At 58.9% G+C, this 25,829-nt stretch carries 27 protein-coding genes; 7 read left to right on the top strand and 20 right to left on the bottom strand.

Features of this window, described 5'->3' with window-relative positions; genetic code table 11:
* Nucleotides 1-64: 64 nt before the first annotated feature.
* The 8 genes from QE435_RS16885 to QE435_RS16850 all read right to left on the bottom strand — a co-directional run bounded on the left by QE435_RS16885 (nucleotide 65) and on the right by QE435_RS16850 (nucleotide 8,595).
* Nucleotides 65-787, bottom strand: a complete 723-nt coding sequence (locus QE435_RS16885) for an HAD family hydrolase (protein ID WP_349042889.1) — start codon at nucleotides 785-787, stop codon at nucleotides 65-67.
* Nucleotides 788-809: 22 nt separating this feature from the next.
* Entirely contained in the window at nucleotides 810-2,126 is a 1,317-nt protein-coding gene (waaA, locus tag QE435_RS16880; protein WP_349042066.1) for a lipid IV(A) 3-deoxy-D-manno-octulosonic acid transferase, read from the bottom strand.
* A 207-nt stretch (nucleotides 2,127-2,333) separates the two neighbouring features.
* Nucleotides 2,334-2,570, bottom strand: coding sequence for a DUF4170 domain-containing protein (locus QE435_RS16875; RefSeq protein WP_306931251.1), 237 nt, complete (start codon nucleotides 2,568-2,570; stop codon nucleotides 2,334-2,336).
* Nucleotides 2,571-2,641: 71 nt separating this feature from the next.
* Nucleotides 2,642-3,448, bottom strand: coding sequence for a 3'(2'),5'-bisphosphate nucleotidase CysQ (locus tag QE435_RS16870; RefSeq protein ID WP_349042888.1), 807 nt, complete (start codon nucleotides 3,446-3,448; stop codon nucleotides 2,642-2,644).
* Nucleotides 3,449-3,538: 90 nt separating this feature from the next.
* Nucleotides 3,539-4,885 carry a TldD/PmbA family protein gene (locus tag QE435_RS16865; protein WP_349042065.1) on the bottom strand — a complete coding sequence of 449 codons (1,347 nt, stop codon included), beginning with the start codon at nucleotides 4,883-4,885 and terminating at the stop codon, nucleotides 3,539-3,541.
* A gap of 91 nt (nucleotides 4,886-4,976) precedes the next feature.
* Nucleotides 4,977-5,840: a patatin-like phospholipase family protein gene (locus tag QE435_RS16860; RefSeq protein ID WP_349042887.1), complete on the bottom strand. Its 864-nt coding sequence runs from the start codon at nucleotides 5,838-5,840 to the stop codon at nucleotides 4,977-4,979.
* Between the two features lie 212 nt (nucleotides 5,841-6,052).
* The gene (gene rsmD, locus QE435_RS16855; protein WP_306931248.1) at nucleotides 6,053-6,610 is read right to left on the bottom strand and encodes a 16S rRNA (guanine(966)-N(2))-methyltransferase RsmD; all 558 of its coding nucleotides are present in this window, start codon (nucleotides 6,608-6,610) and stop codon (nucleotides 6,053-6,055) included.
* Nucleotides 6,610-8,595, bottom strand: coding sequence for a pseudouridine synthase (locus tag QE435_RS16850; RefSeq protein ID WP_349042064.1), 1,986 nt, complete (start codon nucleotides 8,593-8,595; stop codon nucleotides 6,610-6,612). Before QE435_RS16850 ends, rsmD begins: the two co-directional genes overlap by 1 nt.
* Before the next feature lie 72 nt (nucleotides 8,596-8,667).
* On the opposite strand from QE435_RS16850, the gene QE435_RS16845 reads away from it, so the two are divergent.
* Nucleotides 8,668-9,120: a nucleoside deaminase gene (locus QE435_RS16845; RefSeq protein ID WP_349042063.1), complete on the top strand. Its 453-nt coding sequence runs from the start codon at nucleotides 8,668-8,670 to the stop codon at nucleotides 9,118-9,120.
* Between the two features lie 12 nt (nucleotides 9,121-9,132).
* On the opposite strand, the gene QE435_RS16840 is transcribed toward QE435_RS16845, so the two are convergent.
* From QE435_RS16840 to chrA, 6 genes are all read right to left on the bottom strand, one after another.
* Nucleotides 9,133-9,615, bottom strand: a complete 483-nt coding sequence (locus QE435_RS16840) for a GNAT family N-acetyltransferase (RefSeq protein WP_349042062.1) — start codon at nucleotides 9,613-9,615, stop codon at nucleotides 9,133-9,135.
* A gap of 81 nt (nucleotides 9,616-9,696) precedes the next feature.
* Nucleotides 9,697-10,329, bottom strand: a complete 633-nt coding sequence (locus QE435_RS16835) for a hypothetical protein (protein WP_306931240.1) — start codon at nucleotides 10,327-10,329, stop codon at nucleotides 9,697-9,699.
* Between the two features lie 231 nt (nucleotides 10,330-10,560).
* Nucleotides 10,561-13,464 (bottom strand): isoleucine--tRNA ligase, encoded by a 2,904-nt coding sequence (gene ileS, locus QE435_RS16830; protein WP_349042061.1) that lies wholly within the window; start codon nucleotides 13,462-13,464, stop codon nucleotides 10,561-10,563.
* A gap of 271 nt (nucleotides 13,465-13,735) precedes the next feature.
* Nucleotides 13,736-14,716: a bifunctional riboflavin kinase/FAD synthetase gene (locus QE435_RS16825; protein ID WP_306931236.1), complete on the bottom strand. Its 981-nt coding sequence runs from the start codon at nucleotides 14,714-14,716 to the stop codon at nucleotides 13,736-13,738.
* 10 nt (nucleotides 14,717-14,726) lie between these two features.
* Nucleotides 14,727-15,575, bottom strand: a complete 849-nt coding sequence (locus QE435_RS16820; RefSeq protein WP_306931234.1) for a TIGR01459 family HAD-type hydrolase — start codon at nucleotides 15,573-15,575, stop codon at nucleotides 14,727-14,729.
* A 103-nt stretch (nucleotides 15,576-15,678) separates the two neighbouring features.
* Nucleotides 15,679-16,998, bottom strand: a complete 1,320-nt coding sequence (gene chrA / locus QE435_RS16815) for a chromate efflux transporter (RefSeq protein ID WP_349042060.1) — start codon at nucleotides 16,996-16,998, stop codon at nucleotides 15,679-15,681.
* Between the two features lie 170 nt (nucleotides 16,999-17,168).
* On the opposite strand from chrA, the gene groES reads away from it, so the two are divergent.
* From groES to QE435_RS16800, 3 genes are all read left to right on the top strand, one after another.
* Nucleotides 17,169-17,465, top strand: coding sequence for a co-chaperone GroES (groES, locus tag QE435_RS16810; protein ID WP_062425989.1), 297 nt, complete (start codon nucleotides 17,169-17,171; stop codon nucleotides 17,463-17,465).
* A 75-nt stretch (nucleotides 17,466-17,540) separates the two neighbouring features.
* Complete coding sequence (gene groL, locus QE435_RS16805; RefSeq protein ID WP_296016884.1) at nucleotides 17,541-19,175, top strand: chaperonin GroEL; 1,635 nt, start codon at nucleotides 17,541-17,543, stop codon at nucleotides 19,173-19,175.
* Between the two features lie 227 nt (nucleotides 19,176-19,402).
* Nucleotides 19,403-19,762, top strand: coding sequence for a nuclear transport factor 2 family protein (locus tag QE435_RS16800; protein ID WP_349042059.1), 360 nt, complete (start codon nucleotides 19,403-19,405; stop codon nucleotides 19,760-19,762).
* 58 nt (nucleotides 19,763-19,820) lie between these two features.
* Here QE435_RS16800 and aac(6') read toward each other — a convergent pair whose 3' ends face one another.
* On the bottom strand, nucleotides 19,821-20,273 hold the full coding sequence (aac(6'), locus tag QE435_RS16795) for an aminoglycoside 6'-N-acetyltransferase (protein ID WP_349042058.1): 453 nt from the start codon (nucleotides 20,271-20,273) through the stop codon (nucleotides 19,821-19,823).
* A gap of 205 nt (nucleotides 20,274-20,478) precedes the next feature.
* Here aac(6') and QE435_RS16790 point away from each other — a divergent pair, with 205 nt between their 5' ends.
* Entirely contained in the window at nucleotides 20,479-20,925 is a 447-nt protein-coding gene (locus QE435_RS16790; protein ID WP_306931223.1) for a DoxX family protein, read from the top strand.
* A 48-nt stretch (nucleotides 20,926-20,973) separates the two neighbouring features.
* Here the strand turns inward: QE435_RS16790 and QE435_RS16785 are convergent, their stop codons facing one another.
* From QE435_RS16785 to hisS, 5 genes are read right to left on the bottom strand one after another with little or no spacing between them, the layout of a single operon-like run.
* The gene (locus QE435_RS16785; RefSeq protein ID WP_349042057.1) at nucleotides 20,974-21,381 is read right to left on the bottom strand and encodes a GFA family protein; all 408 of its coding nucleotides are present in this window, start codon (nucleotides 21,379-21,381) and stop codon (nucleotides 20,974-20,976) included.
* 44 nt (nucleotides 21,382-21,425) lie between these two features.
* Complete coding sequence (hisG, locus tag QE435_RS16780) at nucleotides 21,426-22,124, bottom strand: ATP phosphoribosyltransferase (RefSeq protein WP_349042056.1); 699 nt, start codon at nucleotides 22,122-22,124, stop codon at nucleotides 21,426-21,428.
* On the bottom strand, nucleotides 22,121-23,242 hold the full coding sequence (locus QE435_RS16775; protein ID WP_309772477.1) for an ATP phosphoribosyltransferase regulatory subunit: 1,122 nt from the start codon (nucleotides 23,240-23,242) through the stop codon (nucleotides 22,121-22,123). Before QE435_RS16775 ends, hisG begins: the two co-directional genes overlap by 4 nt.
* Before the next feature lie 16 nt (nucleotides 23,243-23,258).
* Nucleotides 23,259-23,627 (bottom strand): VOC family protein, encoded by a 369-nt coding sequence (locus QE435_RS16770; RefSeq protein ID WP_349042055.1) that lies wholly within the window; start codon nucleotides 23,625-23,627, stop codon nucleotides 23,259-23,261.
* Nucleotides 23,628-23,632: 5 nt separating this feature from the next.
* On the bottom strand, nucleotides 23,633-25,150 hold the full coding sequence (hisS, locus tag QE435_RS16765) for a histidine--tRNA ligase (RefSeq protein WP_349042054.1): 1,518 nt from the start codon (nucleotides 25,148-25,150) through the stop codon (nucleotides 23,633-23,635).
* Nucleotides 25,151-25,302: 152 nt separating this feature from the next.
* On the opposite strand from hisS, the gene QE435_RS16760 reads away from it, so the two are divergent.
* Nucleotides 25,303-25,530, top strand: a complete 228-nt coding sequence (locus QE435_RS16760; RefSeq protein ID WP_309772471.1) for a DUF6290 family protein — start codon at nucleotides 25,303-25,305, stop codon at nucleotides 25,528-25,530.
* Entirely contained in the window at nucleotides 25,514-25,777 is a 264-nt protein-coding gene (locus tag QE435_RS16755) for a type II toxin-antitoxin system RelE/ParE family toxin (RefSeq protein ID WP_349042053.1), read from the top strand. Before QE435_RS16760 ends, QE435_RS16755 begins: the two co-directional genes overlap by 17 nt.
* The last annotated feature ends 52 nt before the right edge of the window (nucleotides 25,778-25,829 follow it).

Below are 25,829 nucleotides of genomic sequence, written 5' to 3'. Positions count from 1 at the left end.
GTGTCCAGCGCTTTTGCGACATGGACATGCGACAATGTGACGATGGCGGGACAATCGTCCGAAATCAGACAGAAGCGCGCTCCGGCAGCAAAGCTTCGAGACCCGTGATGTCATCGAAACAATAATCGCCATCGGCCGCGAGGCTCTCACGCGATCCGGTGCCGGTAAGCACGCCGATGCGCAACCCCGCCCCCGCATTGCGTCCCATATGCAGATCGTGATTGTTGTCGCCGACGACCGCCACTTGCTCTGGCTTCAGGCCGGTCGCCTGGCAAAAACCAAGAACCATGCCCGCCTGCGGCTTCGCGCCATGGCCGCTATCATAACCCGCGACGAAATCGAGATAGACATCGAAGCCGAAGCGCTTTGCCAGTTCCCGAATGGAGGCTTCGTTGTCGCTAGAGGCGACACCGAGCCTATACCCTCTGTCCTTCAGCTTTCCGAAGAAAACTTTCAGGTCCGTGACCGCTACGGACTTGCTCGCCGCGTCGGTAAACAGCCGATCAAGCCGCTCCGTCAAAGGCTGCAAGGCGCAAGGCGATCCGGCTGCTATCAAGCCAGCGGCGATTTCCGCCGTATTGCCTGCCGCCAGCAAGCTGTCGGGTTTCACATGGCCGGTGACCGGGTCCATGCCGCAAGCGAGAAGAAGACGGTCTGCAAGCGCTGCATCGCCTTCAGCGGCGATCGCCGCCAGTTCGCGGTTGACCGGACCCCAACTGGCGTCATAGCCAATCAAGGTGCCGTCCTTATCGAAAAGAACAGCGGCAATGTCGGCGGCGGACTTCATCGAATTGTTATGGTCCAAGGCTTCAGCCCACCGCGCTGCGTGGCCGGAGCTTGGCAGACACCGTCAATGGGTTGATGTAGGGCTCAAGCGCCTTCAGCGTCAACGACAGAGCACCGCGCATGTCCTGGATAACCCGGCCGCCCGCATCGATCATCTTGTAGCGCTCATTGTCATTGGCCAGCAGGTAGTGCACCGCCTTAGCCAGCATCTCGACATCGCGGACGATCCGACCGGCGCCGGAGCGCAGAAGCTTCTGGTAGGCTTCGCGGAAATTCTGGACGTGGGCGCCGGACAGAACCGCACAGCCAAGCATGGCAGGCTCCAGCGGGTTCTGGCCGCCTTCCGCCATCAGCGATCGGCCAACAAATGCCAGTTCCGTTAGACGCAGGTAGAGGCCCATTTCGCCGATGCTGTCTCCGAGGAAGATATCGGTCTCGGGTGTGATGACATCATTGCGGCTTCTGCGCGCGACCGTAAGGTTCATGCCCTTCAGCATGGCTTCGATTTCATCCGCACGTTCCGGATGGCGGGGAACGATGATCGTCAACTGGCCATTGCGGGATTTGATCGCGACATGAACGGTCGCCGCTGCTTTCTCTTCACCGTCAAAGGTGGAGATCGCCGCCCAGGTCTTTCGATTGCCGATCTGACGCTTATAGATGTCCAACTGCGCCGGATCGCAGGGCGGCGGATCGGTATCGCCCTTAAGATTTCCGGAGGTAATCACCGGCCACGAGCCGAGGTCTCTGAAACGTTCAGCATCCACATCCGACTGGACGACGACAAGCGCCAGCTTGCTGAAGAGCGCTTCGGCGATATCGGAATAGCGCTTCCACCGGTCGAAGGACCGGTCGGAAATGCGGGCATTGACGCGAATTTGCGGGATGTGCCGGCGCTCCAGCTCCATCATCGTGACCGGCCAAATTTCCGATTCAGCGGTGATAGCGGCGTCGGGCGCCCAATAGGTGAGAAAGCGATTGATACAAATCTTGATGTCGAGCGGCACATATTGATGAATCACATCATTGCCAAGCCGCGTGCGGCTGATATCGGCCGACGTTACCGTGCCGGTGGTCAAGAGCACATGGATATCGCGCTTGCGGATTTCGCGGATGAGCGGGACCATCGCCAGGGTTTCGCCCACGCTTGCCGCATGAAACCAGACCAGCGGGCCGCGTGGGCGCTCCGCACTCGGATAGCCGAAACGTTCAAGCCGCCGGTGTTTATCCTCTTTGCCTTTCGCTGCTCGATAGGACAGGTAAGGCCGGGCGAAAGGATAGGCAGCCATGCCCGCCATTCTATAACCCGACAGGGCGAAACGTGCGATCCGGCTGTTCATACGATGCTGCCCTCGATCACTTTGCGCAATGCTTTTCCCCCGTTAACGTCGCCGGCTATGTCTGATGAAAATGCGTCTTTTTTGTTATGATCGGGTCAAGGCAGAAAAATGTCGCTTAACACCCAATATGTTGTGCATCGCCCCAAGGGAGACGCACTACCAATATGCACAACGAATTATAGTAGAGAATAAATGGGAGGAAAGACGTTATTTGCTCTGAGGGTCCAAAAGACGATGCATATGCACTATGAAATAGCGCATGTGGGCATTATCGACCGTCTGTTGTGCCTTTGACTTCCAGGCGCTGAGTGCAGTTGCATAGTCGGGGAAAATGCCGACGATATCGAGTGCGTTCAGATCGCGAAACTGTACATCCTGGAGATTGTCGAGTTCGCCGCCAAATACGAGGTGAAGGAGCTGTTTCTTGGTGTTCGCTTCGGTCATGTCCTGTCGTCTCTTCTTTCTTCTCAAAGGCCTTCAAGCAAGCCTTCATCTGCTGGATTTTACCGTAAAAATCAACCTCTGGCCGATCGTCCAAGCTGCATCAACAGGGTCGGCAAGATGTGGTTCGCGGCAGCGCAAAGAGCGCCATGTTTGACCTGCGCCCGGTTGTATATCAATGGCTTGCCGTCGAGATCGACCAGCTGACCGCCCGCCTGCTGCAAGATCAAGTCGGCGGCTGCGAGATCCCAGTCATGCGAATTTGGGAGAACCAGCGTCCCGTCTATCCTTCCGTCGGCCACCATGGCAAGGCGGTAGGCAAGAGAGGGCACATGCGGGATACGCCGAACCAAGGGTTTGAAGTCTAATGGCAGGCGCGCAATCACTTCCTCGGGAGCAGCAAGCTCGATCGGTCCGCCGGCCGTCTCGGTGATGTGAAGCACCTCACCATTCTTTACAGCCTCAGCGCCCTGAAACGCTGTGAACTCCTCACCCAAGGCTGGCGCCACCAGAGCCGCGACCACCGGTCTGCCTTTGTGAACCACCGCAACACTGACGCACCACGTATCCTTGCCGTTGATGAAGGCGCGGGTGCCATCGATCGGATCGACGACGAAGAGCGTGTCGCACGACAGGCGCTTTTCATCATCGGTGGTTTCTTCCGATAGCCAGCCATAATCCGGGCGGGACGAGCGGAGCAGTCTTTCGAGAATGTCATTGGCAGCATAATCAGCGGTACTCACCGGCGAGCGACCGCCATCCTTCCACCAGACCTCAGGGTCCTTGCGGAAATACTGAAGGGCCGCCTGTCCTGCCTCTCGCGAGGCATTCAAAACAAGGTCCAGATCGGAGCGCCAATCGGCTCCAGAGGTATCAATGATCATACTGCCGTTCTGCGCGTGTCGCACATTTCCAATTGTGCTTTCACATGCGCATGGGGAAGATGCGAAAGCAACCGCCGAATGGCGATTTCAGCGTCCCGCTATCGTCATGCCTTCGATGGCAAGCGTGGGTGCTGCCACACCATATTTCCTGTCTAGGTCATTTGCAGGCGTGACGCGCATGAACATATCCTTGAGGTTGGACGCGATCGTCACCTCGGAAACGGCGAAAGAAGTTTCGCCATTCTCGATCCAGAAACCGCTTGCACCACAGCTATATTCACCGGTGATCATGTTGGCGCCGTGGCCGATCAGTTCGGTGACGTAGAAGCCCGTGCCAACTTGACGGATCAGGTCTTCCGGCGAGATGTCGCCAGGCTCCAGCGCCAGGTTGGTGGATGCGGGCGACACGGAGGTGCCACCGCGCACGCCGCGACCATTGGTTTCAAGGCCGATCTCCCGGGCCGTGGAGGTAGAGAGGAACCAGTGGTTCAAGACACCGTCCTCGATCATCACCAGCTTTTCACCGCGCACGCCCTCGCCATCGAACGGGCGCGAGGATGGGCCACGGACGATCTGCGGATCATCAGTGATGGACAAGCCTTTTTTCAGCACCTGCTGGCCCATCTTGTCACGCAGGAAGCTGGTCTTGCGCGCCACCGACGCACCATTGATCGCGCCCGCAATCGAGCCGACGAAGCCGCGCGCAATACGAGGGTCGAACACGACCGTGATATTGCTGCCGGTATCGACCTGCCTTGGGTTGACGCGTCTGACGACCCTTTCCCCGGCGCGGCGTCCAATCTCTTCCGGCGCATCGAGATCGGCGAAGTAAAGACGGCTGTCGTAATCGTAGTCGCGCTCCATCTTCGTGCCTTCACCAGCAATGACGCTGACCGAGCGACCGAAACGGCTGCCCATATAGCTGCCGGAAAAGCCATGAGAGGTGACGAGAACAAGGCCACCCATGCCGCTGGAGGCACCGGCTCCAGAGGAATTCGACACGCCCTTCACCGCAAGCGCTGCTTCTTCTGCTGCCAGTGCCGCATCACGAAGCTGGTCGGTGGACACCTCTGTTGGATCGAACAATTGAAGGTCGTCATAGGAGGTCGCAAGACGCTCCTTGTCGGCAAGACACGCAAAGGGATCTTCGGGCGAAACCTTGGCCATCGCAACGGCGCGCTCGGCAAGCGTCTTCAGGTCGAAACCCGGATTGGCCGAAACACTTGCAACCCGCTTTCCGACAAAGACACGCAACGAGAAATCATCGCTCTCGGAGGATTCCGTGCTTTCGACCTTTCCAAGCCTGACGCCCACCGACTGCGAACGGGAGCGCACGATCACCGCATCCGCCTCATCGGCACCGGCGCGCTTGGCGAGAGTGACGAGTTCGCTTGCGCGGTCAAGAAGCTTGGAAGAATCGATTTCTGAGGACATGAGGCGGGCCTTTCGTTGACCTTCATTTATGGCCGAGCTTTTGCCGCATCAAGGTCAAAGCGCCATTTCACCTGCATTTGAGCAGAAGCGTTTAGATATCCAGGCCACGCCCTCGGTGAAACAGCTCGATCTGCATGTCGATCTGCCGCTTCAGGTCGTCCTTGATACCATCCGATTCGGCTAGAACTTCATGAGCCTTGAGGAAATCCAGCACACGGAAACGGTTGACCGGCGGGCGCAGAAAAATATGCGGCGGGCGCATGCGCAGCTTCAGTCCGATAGCAGATTGCATCATCAACTGGCTGGCACCGAAAAGGCTTTCGATCCGGCTTGGCATGGTGGTGCCATCGCCCTCGGGTCCACCCACGACATCGACAGCGATGACGATATCGGCATCGTCGAGAAGATGCTCGTAAGGAACTGGATTGAAGATGCCGCCATCGATCATAATGCGATCATTCATGCGGATCGGCATGAAGAGAGCGGGAATAGCCGCCGATGCAGCGAGCGCCTGGCGCAGATCGCCGTCCTGGCAGATGACTTCCATCTGGGCGTAATAGTCGGTTGCGATTACCTTCAACGGAACACCGAGTTCGGCAAAATCGCGCGGCAGCGCAGAAGGCAGAAGCGCATCGAGAATGAGTTCGAGATTGAACTGGCCAAAACGAAAGCCGAAGGCAGCATGGCGCATGGAAGCTGGACCAAGGCTCCAGAGCTTGTTGGCAACGCTTCCCTTCTTGCCCATCAGGGCCAAAGTGTAGTCGCGGATTTCCTTGCCGCTCATGCCGGCTGCCATGCCTGCACCCATGATGCCGCCAATAGACGCACCGGCAATGGCACATGGACGGATGCCAAGTTCGTCCATCGCCTCGATAACGTTGATGTGGCAGATGCCTCGCGCACCACCACCGCCGAAGGCAACGGCAAAGGTGGGATCGCGTCTCTCCGGCGGCATCTCTTTGCGCTTACGCTTTTTGTCGGAGAGTTTCTTTTTCTTCGCAGCCACGAGAACAGCCTCATTTCCTGTCATGCAGTCGCGCCTGAGCAAAGCGGCTTGGCAAAGCATCTGGGCAAAGCGTCGCGACGGTCATCCCGGACTGGCTCTATGACATAAAGACGACAGGACAGTGACGCGTACGGCTCTCGCCTCGCGTCAACGATGGTGCTTCAGGGCTCGTAGCGGTAGAAATGCATTTTGGTATCGCCGAAGGTGCGGCTTTCCAGCGGCTTGAAGGCGGTGTCAACCATGACGGCCACATCGCCTTGTTCTTCCAGAATCGCCAGTGCACCCGGCACAAGCCAGCCGCCGAGATGGGCGGCCTGGAAGGCCTTTTCACCTAGGGCCTGACCATAAGGCGGGTCAGCGAAGAGAAGATCGAAGGGTTCGATGTTGTTGACGCCCCCGAGTTTCGTTGCGTCACGGCGCAGGATTCGAGCGCGGCCATGAAGACCGAGCGCATCGATATTCTCCCACAACAGCCCCCTGCCCTCGACGCCGTTTTCGACGAAAAGAGCAACACGACAGCCGCGCGAGAGCGCTTCGAGACCAACGGCGCCGGTGCCTGCAAAGACATCGAGAATGCGCGTACCGTCGAGGCTTTCGGGGTAAGCATGGCTCAAAATATTGAACAGGCTTTCCCGCGTCCGATCGATCGTGGGTCTGATGGCATTGGATTTGGGCGCGGCCAGACTGCGTCCGCGAAACTCACCGCCGACGATCCGCATTAGGCGCCGTTCCCTCGCGAACCGCCTCTTGGACCGGAGGGTCTACCGCCAGAGGGCTTGCCACCCGGTCCACGACCACCGCCGCCGCTCGAACCTTTGCCACCGGAGCCGCGGTTGCCGCCCTTGCCGCCAAAGCCCTTCGCGCCGCTGCCGCCGTCGGAGCGTTCACCACGCGGTTTACCGAAACCGGATTTGCCGCCTGATGGCTTGCCACCGGAAGGCTTGCCGCCAAACGGTTTTGCGCCACGCGGCTTATCGCCGAAGGGGCGCTCGCTGCGTGCCGGGCGATCACCATCCTCACGCGGCTTGCGATCACCAAACGAGCGCTCACTGCGGGCAGGACGATCGTCGAACGAACGGGCTGGACGATCCGAACGGTCGGTTCTCTCGCCAAAGGATCTTTCCCCGCGCGGGCGATCATTGCGGGGGCGATCACCGCGCTCACCATCCTCGCGCGGCTTGCGGTCGCCAAAGGGGCGGTCGCCGAACTTGCGGTCGCCGCGTGGCTTATCACCGAAAGAGCCGCGTGAGGGACGATCGCCCGCTTCGCGTGGCTTGCGGTCGCCGAAGGAGCGATCACCGCGGCCACGACCGCGACCTTCATCGCGTCCGGCCTCGTTGCTCGAATCCGAGCGGATCCATTCGCCCTCATCATCGGCGTGGCGCACGACAGCGCGGCGAGCCTCGGCCTGTGCCGATGGCTGCTTGAAGACGCTTTCGGCTTCCGCACGAGCGGAGAGCTTACGAGACTTGCCGTCGCGGGTCGGCTTGGCGCCAGGTGCCATCCAGACATTGGCAGTGCGGTTGCTGCCAAGTGGCGGACGCTTCGGACCGCGATCATCGGCCTCTGCTTCGTCCCTGCCCTTTCCGGCGAACTTGCCGCCAGCCTTAGCACCTGGCTTCGCTCCAAACTTGCCAGCCGGCTTATCAGAGCGCTTGCCATCGAAGCGACCAGCGGAACGTTCGTCACCGTCGCGGGACCGGCGCACGGCCTGGTCCTGCTTGCCCCACTCGGGCTTCGCTGGTTTCGCAGGCGCTTCGTCCTCATCTTCTTCGGACTTGTGATCATAGATCGGCGCATCGAAGTTGGCGCCAGCAGCCTCTATGAGGCGCGGACCCAACTGGTCGCGCAGCATGCGACCGCGGACCTCGATAACCTGGCCTTCCGGCAGGTCGCCCAGCTGGAACGGTCCGTAGGACACACGGATCAGACGGTTGACTTCAAGGCCAAGCGCGCCGAGCACGTTCTTGATTTCGCGGTTCTTGCCTTCGCGAAGGCCCATGCTGATCCAGACATTGTGGCCTTGCGTGCGGTCGAGCGTCGCATCGATCGCGCCGTAGAGCACGCCGTCGACGGCAATGCCGTCCTTCAGCTTATCGAGAGCTGCCTGATCGACCTCGCCATGGGCGCGGACGCGGTAGCGGCGCAGCCAGCCGGTGGTCGGCAACTCAAGCACACGGGACAGGCCGCCATCATTGGTCAGCAGCAGCAGGCCTTCGGTGTTGATGTCGAGACGGCCGATCGAGAGAACGCGCGGCAATTCCTTCGGCAGGTTGTCGAAGACCGTCGGACGGCCTTCGGGATCGGAGTTGGTGGTCACGAGGCCCGCAGGCTTGTGATAGAGCCACAGGCGGGTGCGCTCTGCGCCACGGATCGGGACGCCATCGACTTCGATCTTGTCATCGAGCGTCGCATTGACGACCGGGCTGTCCAGCTTGACGCCATTCAAAGACACGCGGCCTTCCATGATCATGCGCTCGACATCGCGGCGCGAGGCCACGCCTGCGCGCGCCATGATCTTGGAAATGCGCTCTGGCTTGGAAGCGACCGTTTCTACCACGGTCGCGGCTTCCGGCTTTTCCCTGAAAGGCTTCTTTTCACGCGCGCCTGACGCGTCGGCTGACGGCTTGCCCGATGATTTCGGCTTCCTGTCACGGTCGAATGTCTTGCCACCGGCGCGCTTCGGCTTGTCTTTGAATGTCATTTGTTGTTTGCCTGTTGTTTGCCGTGTCCTATCAGGTCACGCGGCGACGGTTAAGAGGAAATTGCACGAAGCATGGCGGAAACGACGCATTTCATGGACATTGCGCTTGAAGAAGCGCAGGCAGCGGGTGCCCGTGGCGAAGTACCCATCGGTGCCGTGCTCGTTTATGATGGCCGCGTGATCGCCCGTTCCGGTAACCGCACACGGGAATTGAACGATGTGACGGCCCATGCCGAAATCGCCGTGATCCGCATGGCCTGTGAAGAGCTTGGCCAGGAGCGGCTGCCCGGCGCCGATCTTTACGTCACGCTCGAGCCTTGCACCATGTGTGCTGCGGCGATCTCGTTTGCCCGCATCCGCCGGCTTTATTACGGCGCGAACGACCCTAAGGGCGGCGGCGTGGAGAGCGGCGTTCGCTTCTACAGCCAGTCGACCTGTCATCACGCACCGGAGGTCTATTCCGGCCTTGCCGAGATCGAGAGCGCCGAGATCCTGCGGGCCTTCTTTCAAACCAAGCGCGACTGAATAGGCTGAGAATCAGGCCTCGGCAGCAAAAGCCTTCAGAGCGTCGCCTGAAAGACGGTAGCGCACCCATTCGTCCTGCGCTTCAGCGCCAATGGCTTGATAGACGCGGATGGCCGGCTCATTCCAATCCAGAACGCTCCACTCGAAGCGGCCACAGCCCTTTTCAACAGCAATCGCTGCCAGCCGCTTCAACAGCGCCTTCCCGGCGCCGGAGCCACGCGCATCCGGCGTCACATAGAGGTCTTCCAGATAAAGACCGTTCCTAGATAGCCAGGTGGAATAGGTGAGAAACCAGACGGCAAAGCCGATGGGCTGGCCATCGCGTTCGCAGATCAGCGCTGAGGTCACGGAGCCCTCACCGAAAATGGAGGCCGTGATGCTTTCGACCGTGGCCTTAACCTCGTGCTCGGCATTCTCATAAATCGCCAACTCGCGAATGAAGCGCAAAATGGTGGGCGCATCAGCGGCAACCGCGTCCCTGATCAGCAGCGTCACGACAAACTCCGTATGCAAAGAAACCGAAAACAAAAACGCGACGTCAGAGGCGTCGCGTTTGTAAGATGAACCTCGGTGGGATTACTGGAAGGGGTTCCACCAGCTTTTGCCGGTTCCGGCTAGAGCAGCTTTCTTCTTGCGTTCTTTTTCCTTCTTCAGTTCCGGCTCACCGAGATCGGCCAGCTCGTCCTGAGAAACATTGCGATACTCGACTGGAGGATCGGTCAGATATTTGCGCGTATTGGTGTTGACCACGGTACCGCCCTGCGCATCGGCCTTGGCCTTGCGGAAGGCTTCCCACTTCTGGGTTTCCGTCATCTGGCCGTTGGTGCCATTGCCAGCCAAGAGCGGCGAGCGATAGTTCGGGTTGTCTTTGTTGGCCTCAGCTTCCGCACGAAGACGCTCACGTGCCTCTTCCGGCGTTTCCGGCCACTGCGGATTGGTCTCGCGGTTGGCAAGGCTCTGTTGGGGCTGGGCCAGTTGCTCTGCGCGGGCCTGGGCCGGTACGACGAGACCGGGGCGCGGATTGTACTTCACATTCCGCTTGGTCTGGTCGCCGGTAATCGAGGTCGCGTTGCCAAGATCGTCCAGGAGCTGTTCGCTTGCAGACTTGCCCGTACCATAGGTCGGGCTGGTGCACGCGCTCAGCGCCAGGCAGGCGAAGGAAATGCCTGCCACGGTGCGATACATGCGAAAACTCTGCGTCATGCTCATGAAACCCTTCCGCCCAGAACGCCGCGCGGCACGAATGACGCAAAACAGACGCTCTACATATTAAAACCACGCGGTACGCTTCCCGAAAATCACCCTGATCTTCTTATGCGCGCGCGGATGTCCCGACGACCGGATGCACCCCTTGATGCGTAATTCCGACCATTTTCAGGCAGGTTTACCGGATGAACGGCAAAAGCGCAATTCATCCGGCCATTTTCTTAAGCACTGATGTTAGACACCAACACCAAGTTCGCGCAGCGCTGCCGCGTCACGGGCCGACACGTCAGGGTATCGCGGGTCGGAGCCGACATCGGTCGTGATCCGCCAGGAGCGGGCACATTTTTGCCCTTCCGCCAGCTTCTGCTCGACTGCCACTTTCTGCACCTCGCCGAGGCGGAATGCATCGGCCGGACCTTCACCAGCGACAACGGAGATTGCCGAGGTGATGCAGATTTCTGCAAAGTCCTGACCGTCAAGTGCTGCCATCAGATCCGGATCGGCAACGTGAACCACAGGCGCCGCCTCCAGCGAGGAGCCGATGCGCTTTTCGCGACGCTCGACTTCCAGCGCGCCGGTCACCACCGTACGAACCTTGCGGATCTTCTCCCACTTGGCATCGACGGCAGGGCTGTGCCACTCTGCCGGGATCGTCGGGAACTGTTCGAGATGAACAGACTCGGCGTTCGGATGGCGCGACAGCCAGGCTTCTTCCGTGGTGAAAGGCAGCATCGGTGCCAGCCATGTCACGAGGCAATCGAAAAGCTTGGCGATCACGTAAAGCGCCGAGCGGCGCTTCAATGAAGACGGCGCATCGCAGTAGAGCGCATCCTTGCGGATATCGAAGTAGAAGGCCGAGAGCTCGACGTTGGAGAAATCCACCAGCGCGCGGGCGATCTTCTTGAACTCGAAGCTGTCATATCCTTCGCGCACGACCTTATCGAGTTCGCTCAGGCGATGCAGGACAAGCTTTTCCAGTTCCGGCAGATCGGCATAGGCGATCTCCTCGCCCTTGTCGTGCGCGAGCGTGCCGAGCATCCAGCGGATGGTGTTGCGCAGTTTGCGATAGGCATCGACATTGGTCTGGATGATCGCCTTGCCGAGACGCTGGTCGTCCCAGTAATCGGTGGTCATGACCCAAAGGCGCAGGATATCGGCGCCTGCATCCTTCATCACATCCTGAGGCGCAACGACGTTACCCTTGGACTTCGACATCTTCTCGCCCTTCTCATCCATGGTGAAGCCATGGGTGACGACGGCGTTGTAAGGCGCACGGCCACGCGTCGCGCAGCTTTCCAGCAGCGACGAATGGAACCAGCCGCGATGCTGGTCTGAGCCTTCGAGATAGACGTCCGCGGGCCATTTCAGGTCCGGGCGGTCTTCGAGCGTGAAGGTATGGCTGGAGCCCGAGTCGAACCAGACATCGAGAATGTCCATGACCTGATGCCACTTGGCGTGGTCATGGTCTTTGCCCAAGAAGCGCTCCTTGGCGCCTTCGGCGAACCAGGCATCGGCACCTTCGGCTTCGAAAGCATCAAGGATACGGGCGTTGACGGCTTCGTCCACAAGCACCTCGCCCTTGTCATCAGCAAAGACGGCGATCGGAACGCCCCAGGCGCGCTGACGCGACAGAACCCAGTCCGGACGGTTTTCGATCATGGCGCGCAGGCGGTTCTGACCACCGGCCGGGACGAAGCGTGTGTCGTCAATTGCAGACAGGGCTCTTGAGCGCAGCGTGGTGCCATCGCCCAATTCCTTGTCCATATAGACGAACCATTGCGGTGTGTTGCGGAAGATAACGGGCTTCTTGGAGCGCCAGCTATGCGGATAGCTATGCTTCAGGCGTCCACGGGCAAACAGGTTATTGGCGGCAATCAGCGCCTTGATGACGCGCTCATTGGCATCGCCCTTTTTGCCGTTATCGTCCATCACGCGGGCAGCGCCGCCCTCTGCCGAGGGGCCGAAGCCGGGGGCATCTTCCGTGTAGAAGCCATCGTCGCCGACGGTGAAAGGAATTTTCGCCGAGATTCCACGCGCTTCCAGCTGACGTCCATTTGCCATCCATGCGTCGAAGTCCTCGCGACCGTGGCTCGGCGCGGTATGCACGAAGCCCGTACCGGCATCGTCGGTGACGTGTTCGCCATCGAGCAGCGGCACCTTGAAGTCGTAACCGAGACCGGCCAGCGGATGGGCGCAGACAACATTTCCGAGTTCGTCAGACGAAACGTCCCGCAGGCGCTTGAACTCCAGCTTTGCCTTGGCAAAGCATTCCGCCGCAAGCTTGTCGGCGAAGACAAGCTTCTCGCCCGGCTGCGGACCAAAATCATTGGCAGCAGCCGTGACTTCATAAAGGCCATACTGGATGCGCGACGAGAAGGAGATCGCGCGGTTACCCGGGATCGTCCATGGCGTTGTGGTCCAGATGACGATCGAAGCGCCTGCGAGCTCAGCCGAACCCTCGACGACCGGGAATTTCACCCAGATCGTATCGCTTTCGACATCGTGATACTCGACTTCCGCTTCCGCCAGCGCCGTGCGCTCGACGACCGACCACATGACGGGTTTAGAGCCGCGATAGAGCTGGCCGCTCTTGGCGATCTTCAACAGCTCGCCAGCGATGCGCGCTTCGGCGTGGAAGTTCATCGTGGTGTAGGGATTGTCGAAATCGCCTTCGATGCCGAGGCGCTTGAACTCCTCCGACTGAACCTTGATCCAACCGGCGGCAAAGTCACGGCATTCCTTGCGGAATTCGTTGATCGGGACCTCGTCCTTGTTCTTGCCCTTGGCGCGATAGGCTTCCTCGATCTTCCATTCGATCGGCAGGCCGTGGCAATCCCAACCCGGAACGTAGTTGGAGTCGTAACCGCGCATCTGGAAAGAACGGGTGATCACATCCTTCAGGATCTTGTTCAGCGCATGGCCGATATGGATGTTGCCGTTTGCGTAAGGAGGGCCATCATGCAGCACGAACTTCTCACGGCCAGCGGCGGAGGCACGCAGCTTCTTGTAGAGGTCCATCTGTTGCCAGCGCTTGACCAGCTCCGGCTCTTTCTGCGGCAGTCCGGCGCGCATGGGGAAATCCGTCTGCGGCAGGTAAAGTGTTGCGGAATAATCGATTTTTTCTGCGGTGTCGTTCATGATCGTACCATTATCGCGGCGCCGAATGAGGCTCGCGCCGTCTCAACAAAAAAGAGGGCTTAGCGAAGGCGCTTGGATCGTCTGACGCATGTCAGGACGACATGCTTGAGACAAGCGCCAAAATCCCGGACCTTCCGGCTCTCAGAGCGGGCGGAAGGCCGGGCCAATAATTCGGGATATGAACGTCGACCGAAATTGGTTCATGGGCGGTTGTTTAGGACGTTTCAGCCTGTTTGAAAAGGGAATAGATCGCAAAGCGCAGCTCGCCCGCTCAAAAAGTAATCTTGGCATCCACGTCGCTGAGCGGCGTCACACCGGCAAGAAGCGCCCTCGCCTCTTCTTCGTCCTGCCTGATCTGCGCGACAAGCGCCTCCAGTCCATCGAATTTCAGCTCGTCGCGCAAGTGGCCGAAGAAGGACACCGAACAGACTTGGCCGTAAAGATCGCCGCTGAAATCGAAGACGAAGGTTTCGAGAAGTGCTGCACCATCATCCGTCACGGTTGGCCGGTAGCCGAAGCTTGCGACACCATCGTGAAGCGTCCCATTCGCCTCCCTGAACCGCACCGCATAGATGCCGGGTTTCAGTTCGGTTTCCGGCGCAAGTGCCATATTGGCTGTCGGGTAGCCGAGCGTGCGACCGAGTTGCTGTCCGCCGATGACCTCCGCCTCCACGGTGAAGCGATAGCCAAGCAGCCCCGCGGCCCCCGCCACATCGCCCTCAGCCAGGCACTCGCGAATACGGCTTGAGGAAATCACCTCTGCACCCTCATCCCGAAAGGAATCCACCAAGGTCACATCGAAGCCGTGGCGCTTGCCTGCCTGCATCAGAAAGGCCGGACCGCCCTCACGACCCTTGCCGAAGTGGAAATCGACGCCGGTAACGACACCGCCCGCACCCAACCAGTCGACCAGAATGGACTTCACGAAGTCTTCTGCCGAGCGCTGCGAGAATGTCCTGTCAAAGGGATATTCGATGACAGACTGAAACCCCTCCGCCTCGAGAATGCGCGCTTTCAAGGGCGCTGGCGTCAGGCGAAAGACCGGCGTCTCCGGCCGGAAGACGGTGCGCGGATGCGGCTCGAATGTCAGAGCGAGAGCGGCGACGCCGCGCGATCTTGCAAGCTCCAGCGCCTGATCCAGAACGGCGCGATGGCCGCGATGAACACCATCGAAATTGCCGATGGCGACCACGCCACCCTTCAATGCATCCGGGAGCGGTTCTTTCTTCTCGTTGCGATGGAACACGGTCATTGGAGACTTTCTAGGCCAGACGCGGCATCCACCAGCCGGGTGCTGCATTCTGGCTCTTCAGGTAGCTGTTGAGCAGCGCTTCATCGATCTCGCCATTCAAGGTGTATTCAGCCGCGTGGATACCGCCGCTGATATAGAGGAGATCGAGACCGGCGGAGATGGCGCCTTTGACGTCGGTCGGCATGCCGTCGCCGATTGCCAGAACGCGGTCCTTGCTGAACTCGCCGCGCACGTCCTTTGCCGCGGCAAAGCAGGCCTCGTAGATCGGCGCATGCGGCTTGCCGGCAATACGGACTTCGCCGCCCAGCTGCTCGAAATAAACCGCCATCGCGCCTGCACAGGGGATGATGCGTTCGCCGCGCTCGACCACAAGGTCCGGATTGGCGCAGATCATGGGTGCGGAACGGGCGACGAAGCCCTTCAGCATCTCGGTATAATCTTCCGGCGTTTCAGTCTCATCATCGAAGAAACCGGTGCAGACAACAGCTTCCGCGTCGCTTTCACCGACGACTGTAACGTCGAGACCATCGAATAGGGGCATATCTCGTTCGGGGCCGAGCAGGAAGACCTTCTTCGGTCCTTCGGCTATCAGTTCCCGCGTCACGTCGCCCGACGTGACGATGCGGTCATAGGCCTCATCTGGCACGCCGAGCGCGCGCAGCTGAGGAATGACGCCGACAGCCGGACGCGGGGAATTGGTGATGAGAACGACAGTCTTGCCGTTCTTACGCGCCTCGGCCAATGCGACACCGGCCGCAGGGAAAGCGGTTACACCATTGTGCAGCACCCCCCACACATCGGAGAGAATGACATCGAACTGGGAGGTGATGTCGCCAAGGGTGGCAATGCGGTGCGCCATGAATCTTCCAACTCTTTCTATCATTTTCAAGCTCGTGACATCGCAAAGGCCGGTTGCGATGGCAAGCGAAAAAGACAACAGGCCAGGGCCAATCGCTGGTGGCTCAACCGAGCCAAAGCCTGATGAAACCCGCCGCGACACAGACGCAAAGAACTGGCACCATGCCGAGTTTCAGGCGAAACAGCATGATGGCCGAGACCACGAAGAGCGCAAGCGATACGAGGTCAAGCGTGCTCCAGTCCGGCAGTGACATGCCGAAATTGATCTGGGGAAGCAGTTCAACCCGATCGACTTTTCCGAAAAGCACATGCAGGCCGAACCAGACTGAAAGATTGAGGATGACGCCCACGACAGCGCCGGTAATAGCAGACAGGGCGCCGGACAAAGCCGCATTGTCTTTCAAACGCTCGACATAGGGCGCGCCGAGAAAAATGAAGATGAAGCTCGGAACGAAGGTTGCCCAGGCGGCAATGCTTGCCCCCAGTACGCCGGCCAGCATGGGATCGAGCATGCCCGGATGCCGGAAGGCTGCAAGAAAGCCGATATAGGAAAGGACCAGAACGAGCGGTCCAGGTGTCGCCTCGGCGAGCGCCAGGCCATCCAGCATCTCGCTTGCCGTCATCCAGCCATGGGTTTCCACCGCAACCTGCGCCACATAGGCAAGAACCGCATAGGCGCCACCAAAGGTGACGACCGCGAGCCGTGAGAAGAACTCCTGCAATTCCAAGAGTGAACTCGGCGCCGCCACAAGCCAGCATAGCAGGAACGGCATCTGCCAAATCAGAATGCCGACCAAGACGCCTCGGAGTTGGCGCAGAAGAGATGGCGACTTGCTGCCCTCGTCAGGTTTTACCGAAGGTCCTCCCCGCGCTTTGAGAAAGCCAGCAACACCAGCGGCGAGAATAACGAGCGGAAAGGGAATGGCGAAAAAGAACAGGGCTATGAAGGCGGCAGCCGCAACACCGACGAGGAAGCGGCTCTTCAAGGCACGCTTCCCCACCCGCAGCAACGCTTCGATGACGATGGCAAGCACGCCCGCCTTCAGCCCGAAGAGGAGTGCGGGGAGCCAGTGTGTATCCTGATAGAGCGCATAAGCCGCTGCGAGCGCCACGATGACGAGAAAGCCGGGCAGGATGAAGAGTGTACCGGCAATGATGCCGCCTCGTCTGCCATGCAGCAGCCATCCGGCATAGGTTGCCAGTTGCTGCGCCTCCGGTCCGGGAAGAAGCATGCAGTAATTGAGCGCGTGCAGGAAGCGCTCCTCGGAGAGCCAGCGTTTCTCATCGACCAGCACGCGGTGCATCATGCCAATCTGCCCGGCTGGTCCGCCAAAGCTCAAAAGGCCGACGCGGCCGAAAACCAAAAAGAGCTCGGACAAGGTCGGATGGATGCAGGATGGTTCACGGCATAAAAAATCTGTCATGCAACCGCAGTAACCATTTTACGTGAAATTTTTCCGACAGGCCGTTCTTGACAGTCCCTGACGCCCTGCTTATCTCACTCTCGCTAGCACTCGGCAAATGAGAGTGCTAACATTAATCCAAGCGTGATCGTATCCGATCCGCGAATGTCATTTGATCGAGGGAATAGACAATGGCAAGCACCAATTTCCGCCCACTGCACGACCGCGTCGTCGTTCGTCGCGTTGAGTCTGAAGCTAAGACCAAGGGCGGCATCATCATTCCTGATACCGCCAAGGAAAAGCCGCAGGAAGGCGAAATCGTCGCCGTCGGCTCCGGCGCACGTGACGAGTCTGGCAAGATCGTCGCTCTCGACGTCAAGGTCGGCGACCGCATCCTGTTCGGCAAGTGGTCCGGCACGGAAGTCAAGCTCGACGGCGAAGACCTTCTCATCATGAAGGAAGCCGACATTATGGGCATTATCGGCTGATTTAGCCGCCTTCCGCATTTCCGTAATCTGAAGCCGGACATTGTTCCGGTCATTCGAAACCAGGAGTTTTGAAACATGGCAGCCAAAGAAGTAAAATTCGGCCGCTCGGCGCGCGAAAAGATGCTCAAGGGCGTCGACGTTCTCGCTGACGCAGTGAAGGTCACGCTCGGCCCGAAGGGTCGTAACGTTGTTATCGACAAGTCCTTCGGCGCACCGCGCATCACCAAGGACGGCGTTTCCGTCGCCAAGGAAATCGAACTGGAAGACAAGTTCGAGAACATGGGCGCACAGATGGTCCGCGAAGTTGCTTCGAAGACCAACGACATCGCTGGTGACGGCACCACGACTGCAACCGTTCTTGCCCAGGCGATCGTTCGCGAAGGCCAGAAGGCTGTTGCCGCCGGCATGAACCCGATGGACCTGAAGCGCGGTATCGATCTGGCCGTTGCTGAAGTCGTCAAGGACCTGCAGGCCAAGGCAAAGAAGATCAACACCTCTGAGGAAGTTGCTCAGGTTGGTACGATCTCCGCTAACGGCGACACGCAGGTTGGCCGCGACATCGCGGAAGCCATGCAGAAGGTCGGCAACGAAGGCGTCATCACCGTCGAAGAAGCCAAGACTGCTGAAACCGAACTCGAAGTCGTCGAAGGCATGCAGTTCGACCGCGGCTACCTGTCGCCTTACTTCGTAACCAACCCTGAAAAGATGGTTGCTGATCTGGAAGACGCTTACATTCTCCTTCACGAGAAGAAGCTCTCCAACCTGCAGGCCATGCTTCCGGTTCTCGAAGCTGTCGTTCAGACCGGCAAGCCGCTCGTCATCATCGCTGAAGACGTCGAAGGCGAAGCTCTTGCAACGCTCGTCGTCAACAAGCTGCGTGGCGGCCTCAAGATCGCTGCCGTCAAGGCTCCTGGCTTCGGCGACCGCCGCAAGGCCATGCTGGAAGACATCGCGATCCTGACCGGTGGTACGGTGATCTCCGAAGACCTCGGCATCAAGCTCGAAAATGTTACCCTCGACATGCTCGGCAAGGCCAAGAAGGTTTCCATCTCCAAGGAAAACACCACGATCGTTGACGGCTCCGGCCAGAAGACCGACATCGAAGGCCGCGTTGCCCAGATCAAGGCTCAGATCGAAGAGACCTCTTCCGATTACGACCGCGAAAAGCTGCAGGAACGCCTTGCCAAGCTCGCTGGTGGCGTTGCCGTCATCCGCGTCGGCGGTGCAACGGAAGTTGAAGTGAAGGAGCGCAAGGACCGTATCGACGACGCTCTGAACGCAACTCGCGCTGCTGTTCAGGAAGGCATCGTTGCTGGCGGTGGTACCGCTCTGCTTCGTTCCGCTCAGAAGATCACCGTCAAGGGTGTGAACGACGACCAGGAAGCTGGCATCAACATCGTTCGCCGCGCTCTGCAGTCGCTGGTTCGCCAGATCGCAGACAATGCCGGTGACGAAGCTTCGATCGTTGTTGGCAAGGTTCTCGACAAGGCTGACGACAACTTCGGTTACAACGCTCAGACCGGAGAATATGGCGACATGATCGCCATGGGTATCGTCGACCCGGTCAAGGTTGTCCGCACGGCTCTGCAGAACGCAGCTTCGGTTGCTTCGCTGCTGATCACCACGGAAGCCATGATTGCCGAGCTGCCGAAGAAGGAATCCGCAATGCCTGCAATGCCAGGCGGCGGCATGGGTGGCATGGACTTCTAATCAGTCCATTCCCCTCTGGAATACGAAAGGGTGATCTTCGGATCGCCCTTTTTGTTTGGGGCATCCACAGTCGCGCGATCAGGTTGCCCTCAGCTCATTCCAAGCATCGCAAGCCGTCCATCGGCAGCAACACTCTAAGTCTGCTTGATCTTGGAACGTGCCTACCGCTAAACAAAGAGGTCGAATAAAGCGTCGCCTCCGATGCGAGCATGTGGAACAGGTGTCCCTTGAACAGTACCGTCGAACTTCCGGTGCAGAAACAGCTCGAGGCCTATAACGCCCGGGACATCGATGAATTCATGCGGTGGTGGGCTGACGACTGTCAGTACTTTGCTTTCCCATCAACGCTCTTGGCGAGCAATTCTCAAGAAATTCGGGAGCGCCACGTCGAGCGCTTCAAAGAGCCAGATCTTCATGGGCGACTGCTCGCGCGTATCGTTCTTGAAGACATGGTCATCGACCACGAGACGGTGACGCGGAATTTTCCGGAAGGACGTGGTGAAGTCGATGTTGTGTGTCTCTACCAGGTCGCTCGCGGCAAGATCGCCAAGGCATGGTTCAAGATCGGAAAACCGAAAAACTTGTGATTTTACCCATAAAGCTCAGCAATAAAGGGCCACGATTGATCGCTTAACTTCGGCTGCATCAGGCCTCAATATCCTTGCGAAAAAAGACCACGCGTTGTGTCTCCGCAAAACCGAGAGCGGCGTGAAACTTTCGGCTCACCTCATTATCAAGCGGGGCGTCGGAGGCGAACTCCGAACATCCGCGGGACCTGCCCCATATACCGATCGCATCGCAGAGCAGCCTGGCGATCCCCATCTGCCTGTGCGAGGACAAGACATAGATGCCTTCGAGGAAGACGACAGGCGAAGACTCGCAGCCGTTGACATAATCGCTGCGCAAACTCCCTTCGGCAAATCCAACGATCTCGCCCCCCTCGCTTTCACTGAGAAAGGCGACGGTCTTATCGGCTCCCTTTAGAAAGGTCTGAACGACATCCTCGCGATGTCGCTCGACGGAGCCATCCGGCCAGAGCGCTGTGCGCAAACGCGCCCATGGATCGACATGGTCGATAGTGCCTCTGACGATCCTCATCTTCTTTCCCCTTATCCTGTTGTGTTCTCGCCTCGCTCCACGCTTAAGCAAACGTCTTTAGCGCTTCAGATCCATTTCCAATTGTTCACTTTTTGAAGACGAACAGTCTTCGTGCGTTTATCTTTCGTCAATTTAAAAAATCCGCCAGAACTGTCTCCAGAGTTCACTCAACGGCTTGAACGAAAGCCTTTAACGGAGACATCGAATGTCCAGCAGTCAGAACGCTCTCGTGCTCGTCGCACGTATCCTTCTTTCTTTCATCTTCGTCTATTCCGGCTTTGGCAAGCTGATGGACCCTGCCGGCACCGCTGGCATGATCACCGGCGCAGGCTTCCCGGCTGCCACTGCGCTTGCCTACCTCGCTGGCCTGTTCGAACTGGTCACCGGCCTTGCCGTTCTCGTCGGCTTCCAGACGAAGATTGCTGCCTTTGCGCTTGCCGCCTTCTGCGTGTTTACCGGCCTTGTCTTCCATAGTGGCACCGTTGCCGTTCCTGGCTGGCCGGATGCGGCTCTCGGCTGGATCAACACGCTGAATGGCATCATGCTGATGAAGAACATCACGCTGGCTGGCGCCTATATCCTTCTCGGAGCCTTTGGCGCCGGTGCGTACTCGGTCGACGCGATGCGCGGCCCGAAGCTCGCCCACGCTTGAGTTAAGCTGATCCAAAAAAGCCGTCGGAGCGATCCGGCGGCTTTTTCTTCATGTGCGTTCTTTGGGATAGGAGGGGATGGCGTCGATATGATCGACCCACGTGGCCTTGGAGCGCGCCCAGATCTGTGCACGCGGCTCCAACGCGGCCCGTTCATTGATCGAGCCCCAACGGATGCCCCAGGTGCCAGTCTCATGCTCTGCACTGCTGAAGAGCGGCGTGCCACAGTCACCGCAGAAATGCATCAAACGGATATTACCGTTCTCCGCCTTCTTTCGATAAAGCGTCGGCTCTGCACCGGCAAGGCGAATGTCTTGACGCTTCGCCCGCAACGTCACGCGGTAGGGCGAGCCGGTCAAACGCTGGCAATCCGTGCAGTGGCAAATCACCACCTGTTCCGGATCGGCTTCTGCTTCATATTGAACGTTACCGCAATGGCACTGGCCTGTGATGCGCATGACACCCTCCTCTATTAGGAGCGCAGCATAGACAAAATATGGCTTCAGCCAAGCGCCGACTTGACGCGCGAGACGATCTCTTTGACGACAACGTCGCCCTCATGCTCTGCCTTGCGGGCCCGCACAAAGCAGGCTTCAGATTTCAAAATGATGCCGTCCGTGAGGATTTTCAGGTGGTTGGCCTTCAGCGTCGAACCGGTGGAGGTGATATCGACAATGATATCTGCCTGACCCGCCGCCGGAGCGCCCTCTGTTGCACCGAGGCTTTCGACGATGCGATAGAGTTGAATGCCGTGCTGGCGAGAGAAGAACTGCTGTGTCAGCCGCCAGTACTTGGTGGCAATGGCCAGCCGCCGACCGTGGCGGGCGCGAAACTCCGAAGCGACATCGCCAAGATCGGCCATGCTGTCAACATCGAGCCAGATTTCCGGCACGGCCACCACCACATCCGCATGGCCGAAGCCGAGGCGGGCGCAGAACTCCACGCGTGTATCGACATTGCTCAGATCTTCGCGCACGAGATCTTCACCCGTCACGCCGAAGTCGACGGTTCCATTGCCGATCTCGCGCGCGATCTCGGACGCCGACAGATAGGCAATCTCGATATCGTCTCGCCCCTCGACCCGGCCGCGATAAGAGCGATCGCTGCCGATCGCGGTGATCTTCAACCCGGCACGCTCGAGAATGGCGGATGAATCATCTTTCATACGACCCTTGGAGGGCAGCGCTATGGTGATGGTCATGCAGCGGCCCTCGCAGCTTCGATACGGTCCAGCCAGAGCGAGAAGCCGACGGCAGGAATGGTGTCGGTGGCGCCTAGTAACGTCATCAGACGGTCGAAACGTCCGCCGCCCGCGAGCACTGCCGTCTGCCCCTTTTGGGTGATTTCGAAGACGAGGCCGGTATAGTAATCCAGGGGGCGGCCAAAAGCAGCACCATAGGTGACAGTGCTAAGATCAACACCACCATTGCCAAGGGCCGCTACGCGGGCGTCGAAATCGGAAATGGCGCGCCCAAGCTTCAGCTTTGCTTTTTCGGCAAAGTCGGAAAGCGTTTTCGATGCCTCGGACAACGGTGCCTGAAGGCTGAGAAACTGCTTCAGCAATTGGAAACTGTCGTCCGGCAGACGGGTGGCGGCAAGTGCCAGCTTCTCGCGAAGACGGCGCGCAATTTCCTGCGGGGAGCGGCTGGCATTGGTGGAGTAGCCGGTCTCCTGCATGACGCTGTCGATATAATCGACCAGAACCTTTTCCTCACCGGTCGCGAGCAGTCCCGCCACGCGGGCATCGAGCCCGGTCATCGGCTTGGGGCTGACAAGGCTTTCCAGCAGCGCATCGAGCTGCGCCATATCGCCAAAGGCTTGCACCAGACGCTTCTGCCAGCCAAGCGGCAGGCCGAGCGCGGCAATCACAGCCTCGAAGACCTTCTGATCGCCCAAACGAGCGGAAAGCGTCTGCCCTGGAAGCAACCGGTTCAGAATACCAAAAGCGTCGCCAATCGCGCGCGCATCGGCAGCGGCGACATCGCCATCGCCCAGATCTTCGATACCGGCCTGATAGAATTCGTTTCCGCCCTCGCGGCGTTGACGAAACACTTCGCCCAGATAGGCGTAACGCTTCGGCGTGCCAGTTGCCGTTTCGATATGGCGAAGGCAGACAGGAATGGTGAATTCCGGCCGGAGGCACAGGCTCTCGCCAGTCTCACTTTCGGTCAGGAAAATACGACGGCGCAAATCCTCGCCAGCCATATCAAGGAACGGCGCGGCAGGCTGGATGACAGGCGTGTTGACCCGCATCGTCTTGCGCGCCGCAAACTCGTCCAGCAACTCTCCGGAAAATTCCGGCATGTCGATCAAGGGCATGAAGCAGTACTTTTCGTCACGGTTCGAGCGGTTGCATCATCTCGATGCGGTTTCCAAAGGGATCATACACGTAGAAGCGGTGATACCCTTCCAGCGGCTCATCCTCAACCACATGGCAGCCTGCGGTTTCAAGTCTTTTTCGAAGCTCTGCAAGATCATCGACGACAAAAGCAGGATGGGCCTTGGCGGCGGCAACGAAATCGGCCGCGACGCCGAGATGCACGCGAACCTCGCCAAGCGCAAACCAGCATCCGCCACGCCCTGCCAGATTGGCAGGCTTCTCAACCTCTTCGAGACCGAGAAGGTCCGCATAGAAAGGGCGCGCCCTTTGCTCCCCGCCTTCAGGCATTGCCAGTTGGACATGATCCAGACGGAGAATGGTCATGGCACTCAGCCTTCTGCCCGGCGCCGGTCTTCAGCCTGTGCTTCAAGGATTTCCTTCACCTTCGCGACCAGATCGGCTTCGGGCACCACTTCCTGAGCCACACGCGCTTCGCGCCATGTCGCATTGTCCTCGATCTCGCCGGAGAGGCGCTTGCCTTCGATCAGGTCCTTGATCTGCACCACGCCTTCTGCACGCTCGTCGCCACCCTGAATGATGGCAATCGGCGCGCCCATGCGGTCGGCATATTTCAGCTGGTTGCCGAACTTCTTCCAGTTGCCCTGATACATCTCGGCGCGAATGCCCTCAGCGCGCAAAGCCTGTGTGAAGCGCTGGTAACGTCCCATGCTTTCCACATCGCCATCCATGACGGTGATGAGCACAGGAGCAAGCGGCTTTGCCTGACCGAGTTTGCCAAGATTCTTCAACGCCGTCATGAGACGCGAGACACCGATGGAAAAACCGGTTGCGGGAACCGGCTGGCCCATGAAGCGCGACACGAGACCATCGTAGCGCCCACCGCCGCCGACCGAGCCGAAAACGACCTTCTCACCCTTTTCGTTGGTGACATCGAATGTCAGCTCGGCCTCGTAAACCGGGCCGGTATAATATTCGAGGCCGCGAACGACCGACGGATCGATCTTGATGCGATCTGCCTCGTAACCGGCGCCTGCAACGAGCGCGCCGATGACATTTAGTTCGTCGACACCTTCTTCGCCCTTGGAGGTGCCGGCGACAAGCTTTGCCAGATCGTCCGCACTTGCCGCATAATCCTTGATGCCGACGAAGAAGAGAACCTTGTCGACCTGCGCCTCGTCCAGCCCAGCACCCTTGGTAAAGTCGCCGGACTCATCCTTGCGACCGGGACCGAGCAAGAGCCTCACGCCTTCCGGGCCGAACTTGTCGAGCTTATCGATGGCGCGCAACACGTTGAGACGACGGCCGGCATTCTCTTGACCGCCGAGACCGATGGCTTCCATCACGCCATCCAGAACCTTCCGGTTGTTGACGCGAATGACGTAATCGCCGCGCTTGATGCCGAGCGCTTCCAGCGTATCGGCCATCATCATGCACATTTCCGCATCCGCCTGAACGCCTGCAGCACCGACAGTATCGGCATCGAATTGCATGAACTGGCGGAACCGGCCGGGACCGGGCTTCTCATTGCGGAAGACGTAGCCCGCTCGGTAGGTGCGGTAAGGCAGCTGGATTTCGTTGAAGTTTTCCGCCACGTGACGGGCAAGCGGCGCCGTCAGATCGTAGCGCAGGCTCATCCACTGATCGTCATCGTCTTGAAGCGAAAAGACGCCTTCATTCGGCCGGTCGCTATCTGGCAAGAACTTGCCAAGCGCATCGGTGTATTCGAACAACGGGGTCTCGACCGGATCGAAACCGTAAAGCTCATAGACCTTGCGGATCTTTTCGATCATCTCATTGGTGGCATGGATATCGGCAGCCGAACGGTCCACGAAGCCGCGCGGCAGGCGGGCTTTCAGTTTCTGAGGCTTTTTTGCTTTTTCGCTCATGATGCCAGTCCGATTGTCTCTTGAAATCAAGCCGGTGTCTTAGAGGATGACGCCCCATGCGGCAAGGCCGGAGGCCAGCGCATTTGCTGGCGTTTGATGCGAAAACTGCCAGATGGGATACATGCATCCCAATCTCTTCCGGAGAGAACCTCATGAGCAAGCAAACCGCCATCCGCCTGCCGGATGAGACCTATGAACGCCTGAAAGCACTTTCTGAGCGCACCGGCCGCACCTCCGCATTTTACATCCGTGAAGCGATAGAAAAACATATTGAAGATATGGAGGATTTGTCTCTGGCGGAAGAGGCGACGCGGCGCATCCAACGCGGTGAATCCAAGGTTATAAGCGCCGAGGCGTTCTGGCGTGACCTGGACAATTGAATACGACATTCTCGTTCATAAACAGATCAAAAAACTCGACCCACAGACAAGACATCGCATCCGCTCCTTTCTGCAAGACAGGCTGCTACAGTTGGAAAATCCGAGGCAAACGGGATCGTCGCTACAAGGCTCGGAACTCGGCAATTTCTGGCGCTACCGTGTTGGCGATTATCGCATCATCTGCGACAGCCAGGATCACAAGCTTGTCGTCATCGAAATCGGTCATCGCCGAGACGTCTATCCCTAACGATCGCGCTTGAGATCGCAGGCGCAACGCAAGAACGCTTGAAAGCTCTCTG

The organism is Agrobacterium sp. SORGH_AS 787 (genome assembly GCF_030819035.1).
GTDB lineage: Bacteria > Pseudomonadota > Alphaproteobacteria > Rhizobiales > Rhizobiaceae > Agrobacterium > Agrobacterium larrymoorei_B.
This window is presented reverse-complemented; position numbering and strand designations above follow the sequence as displayed.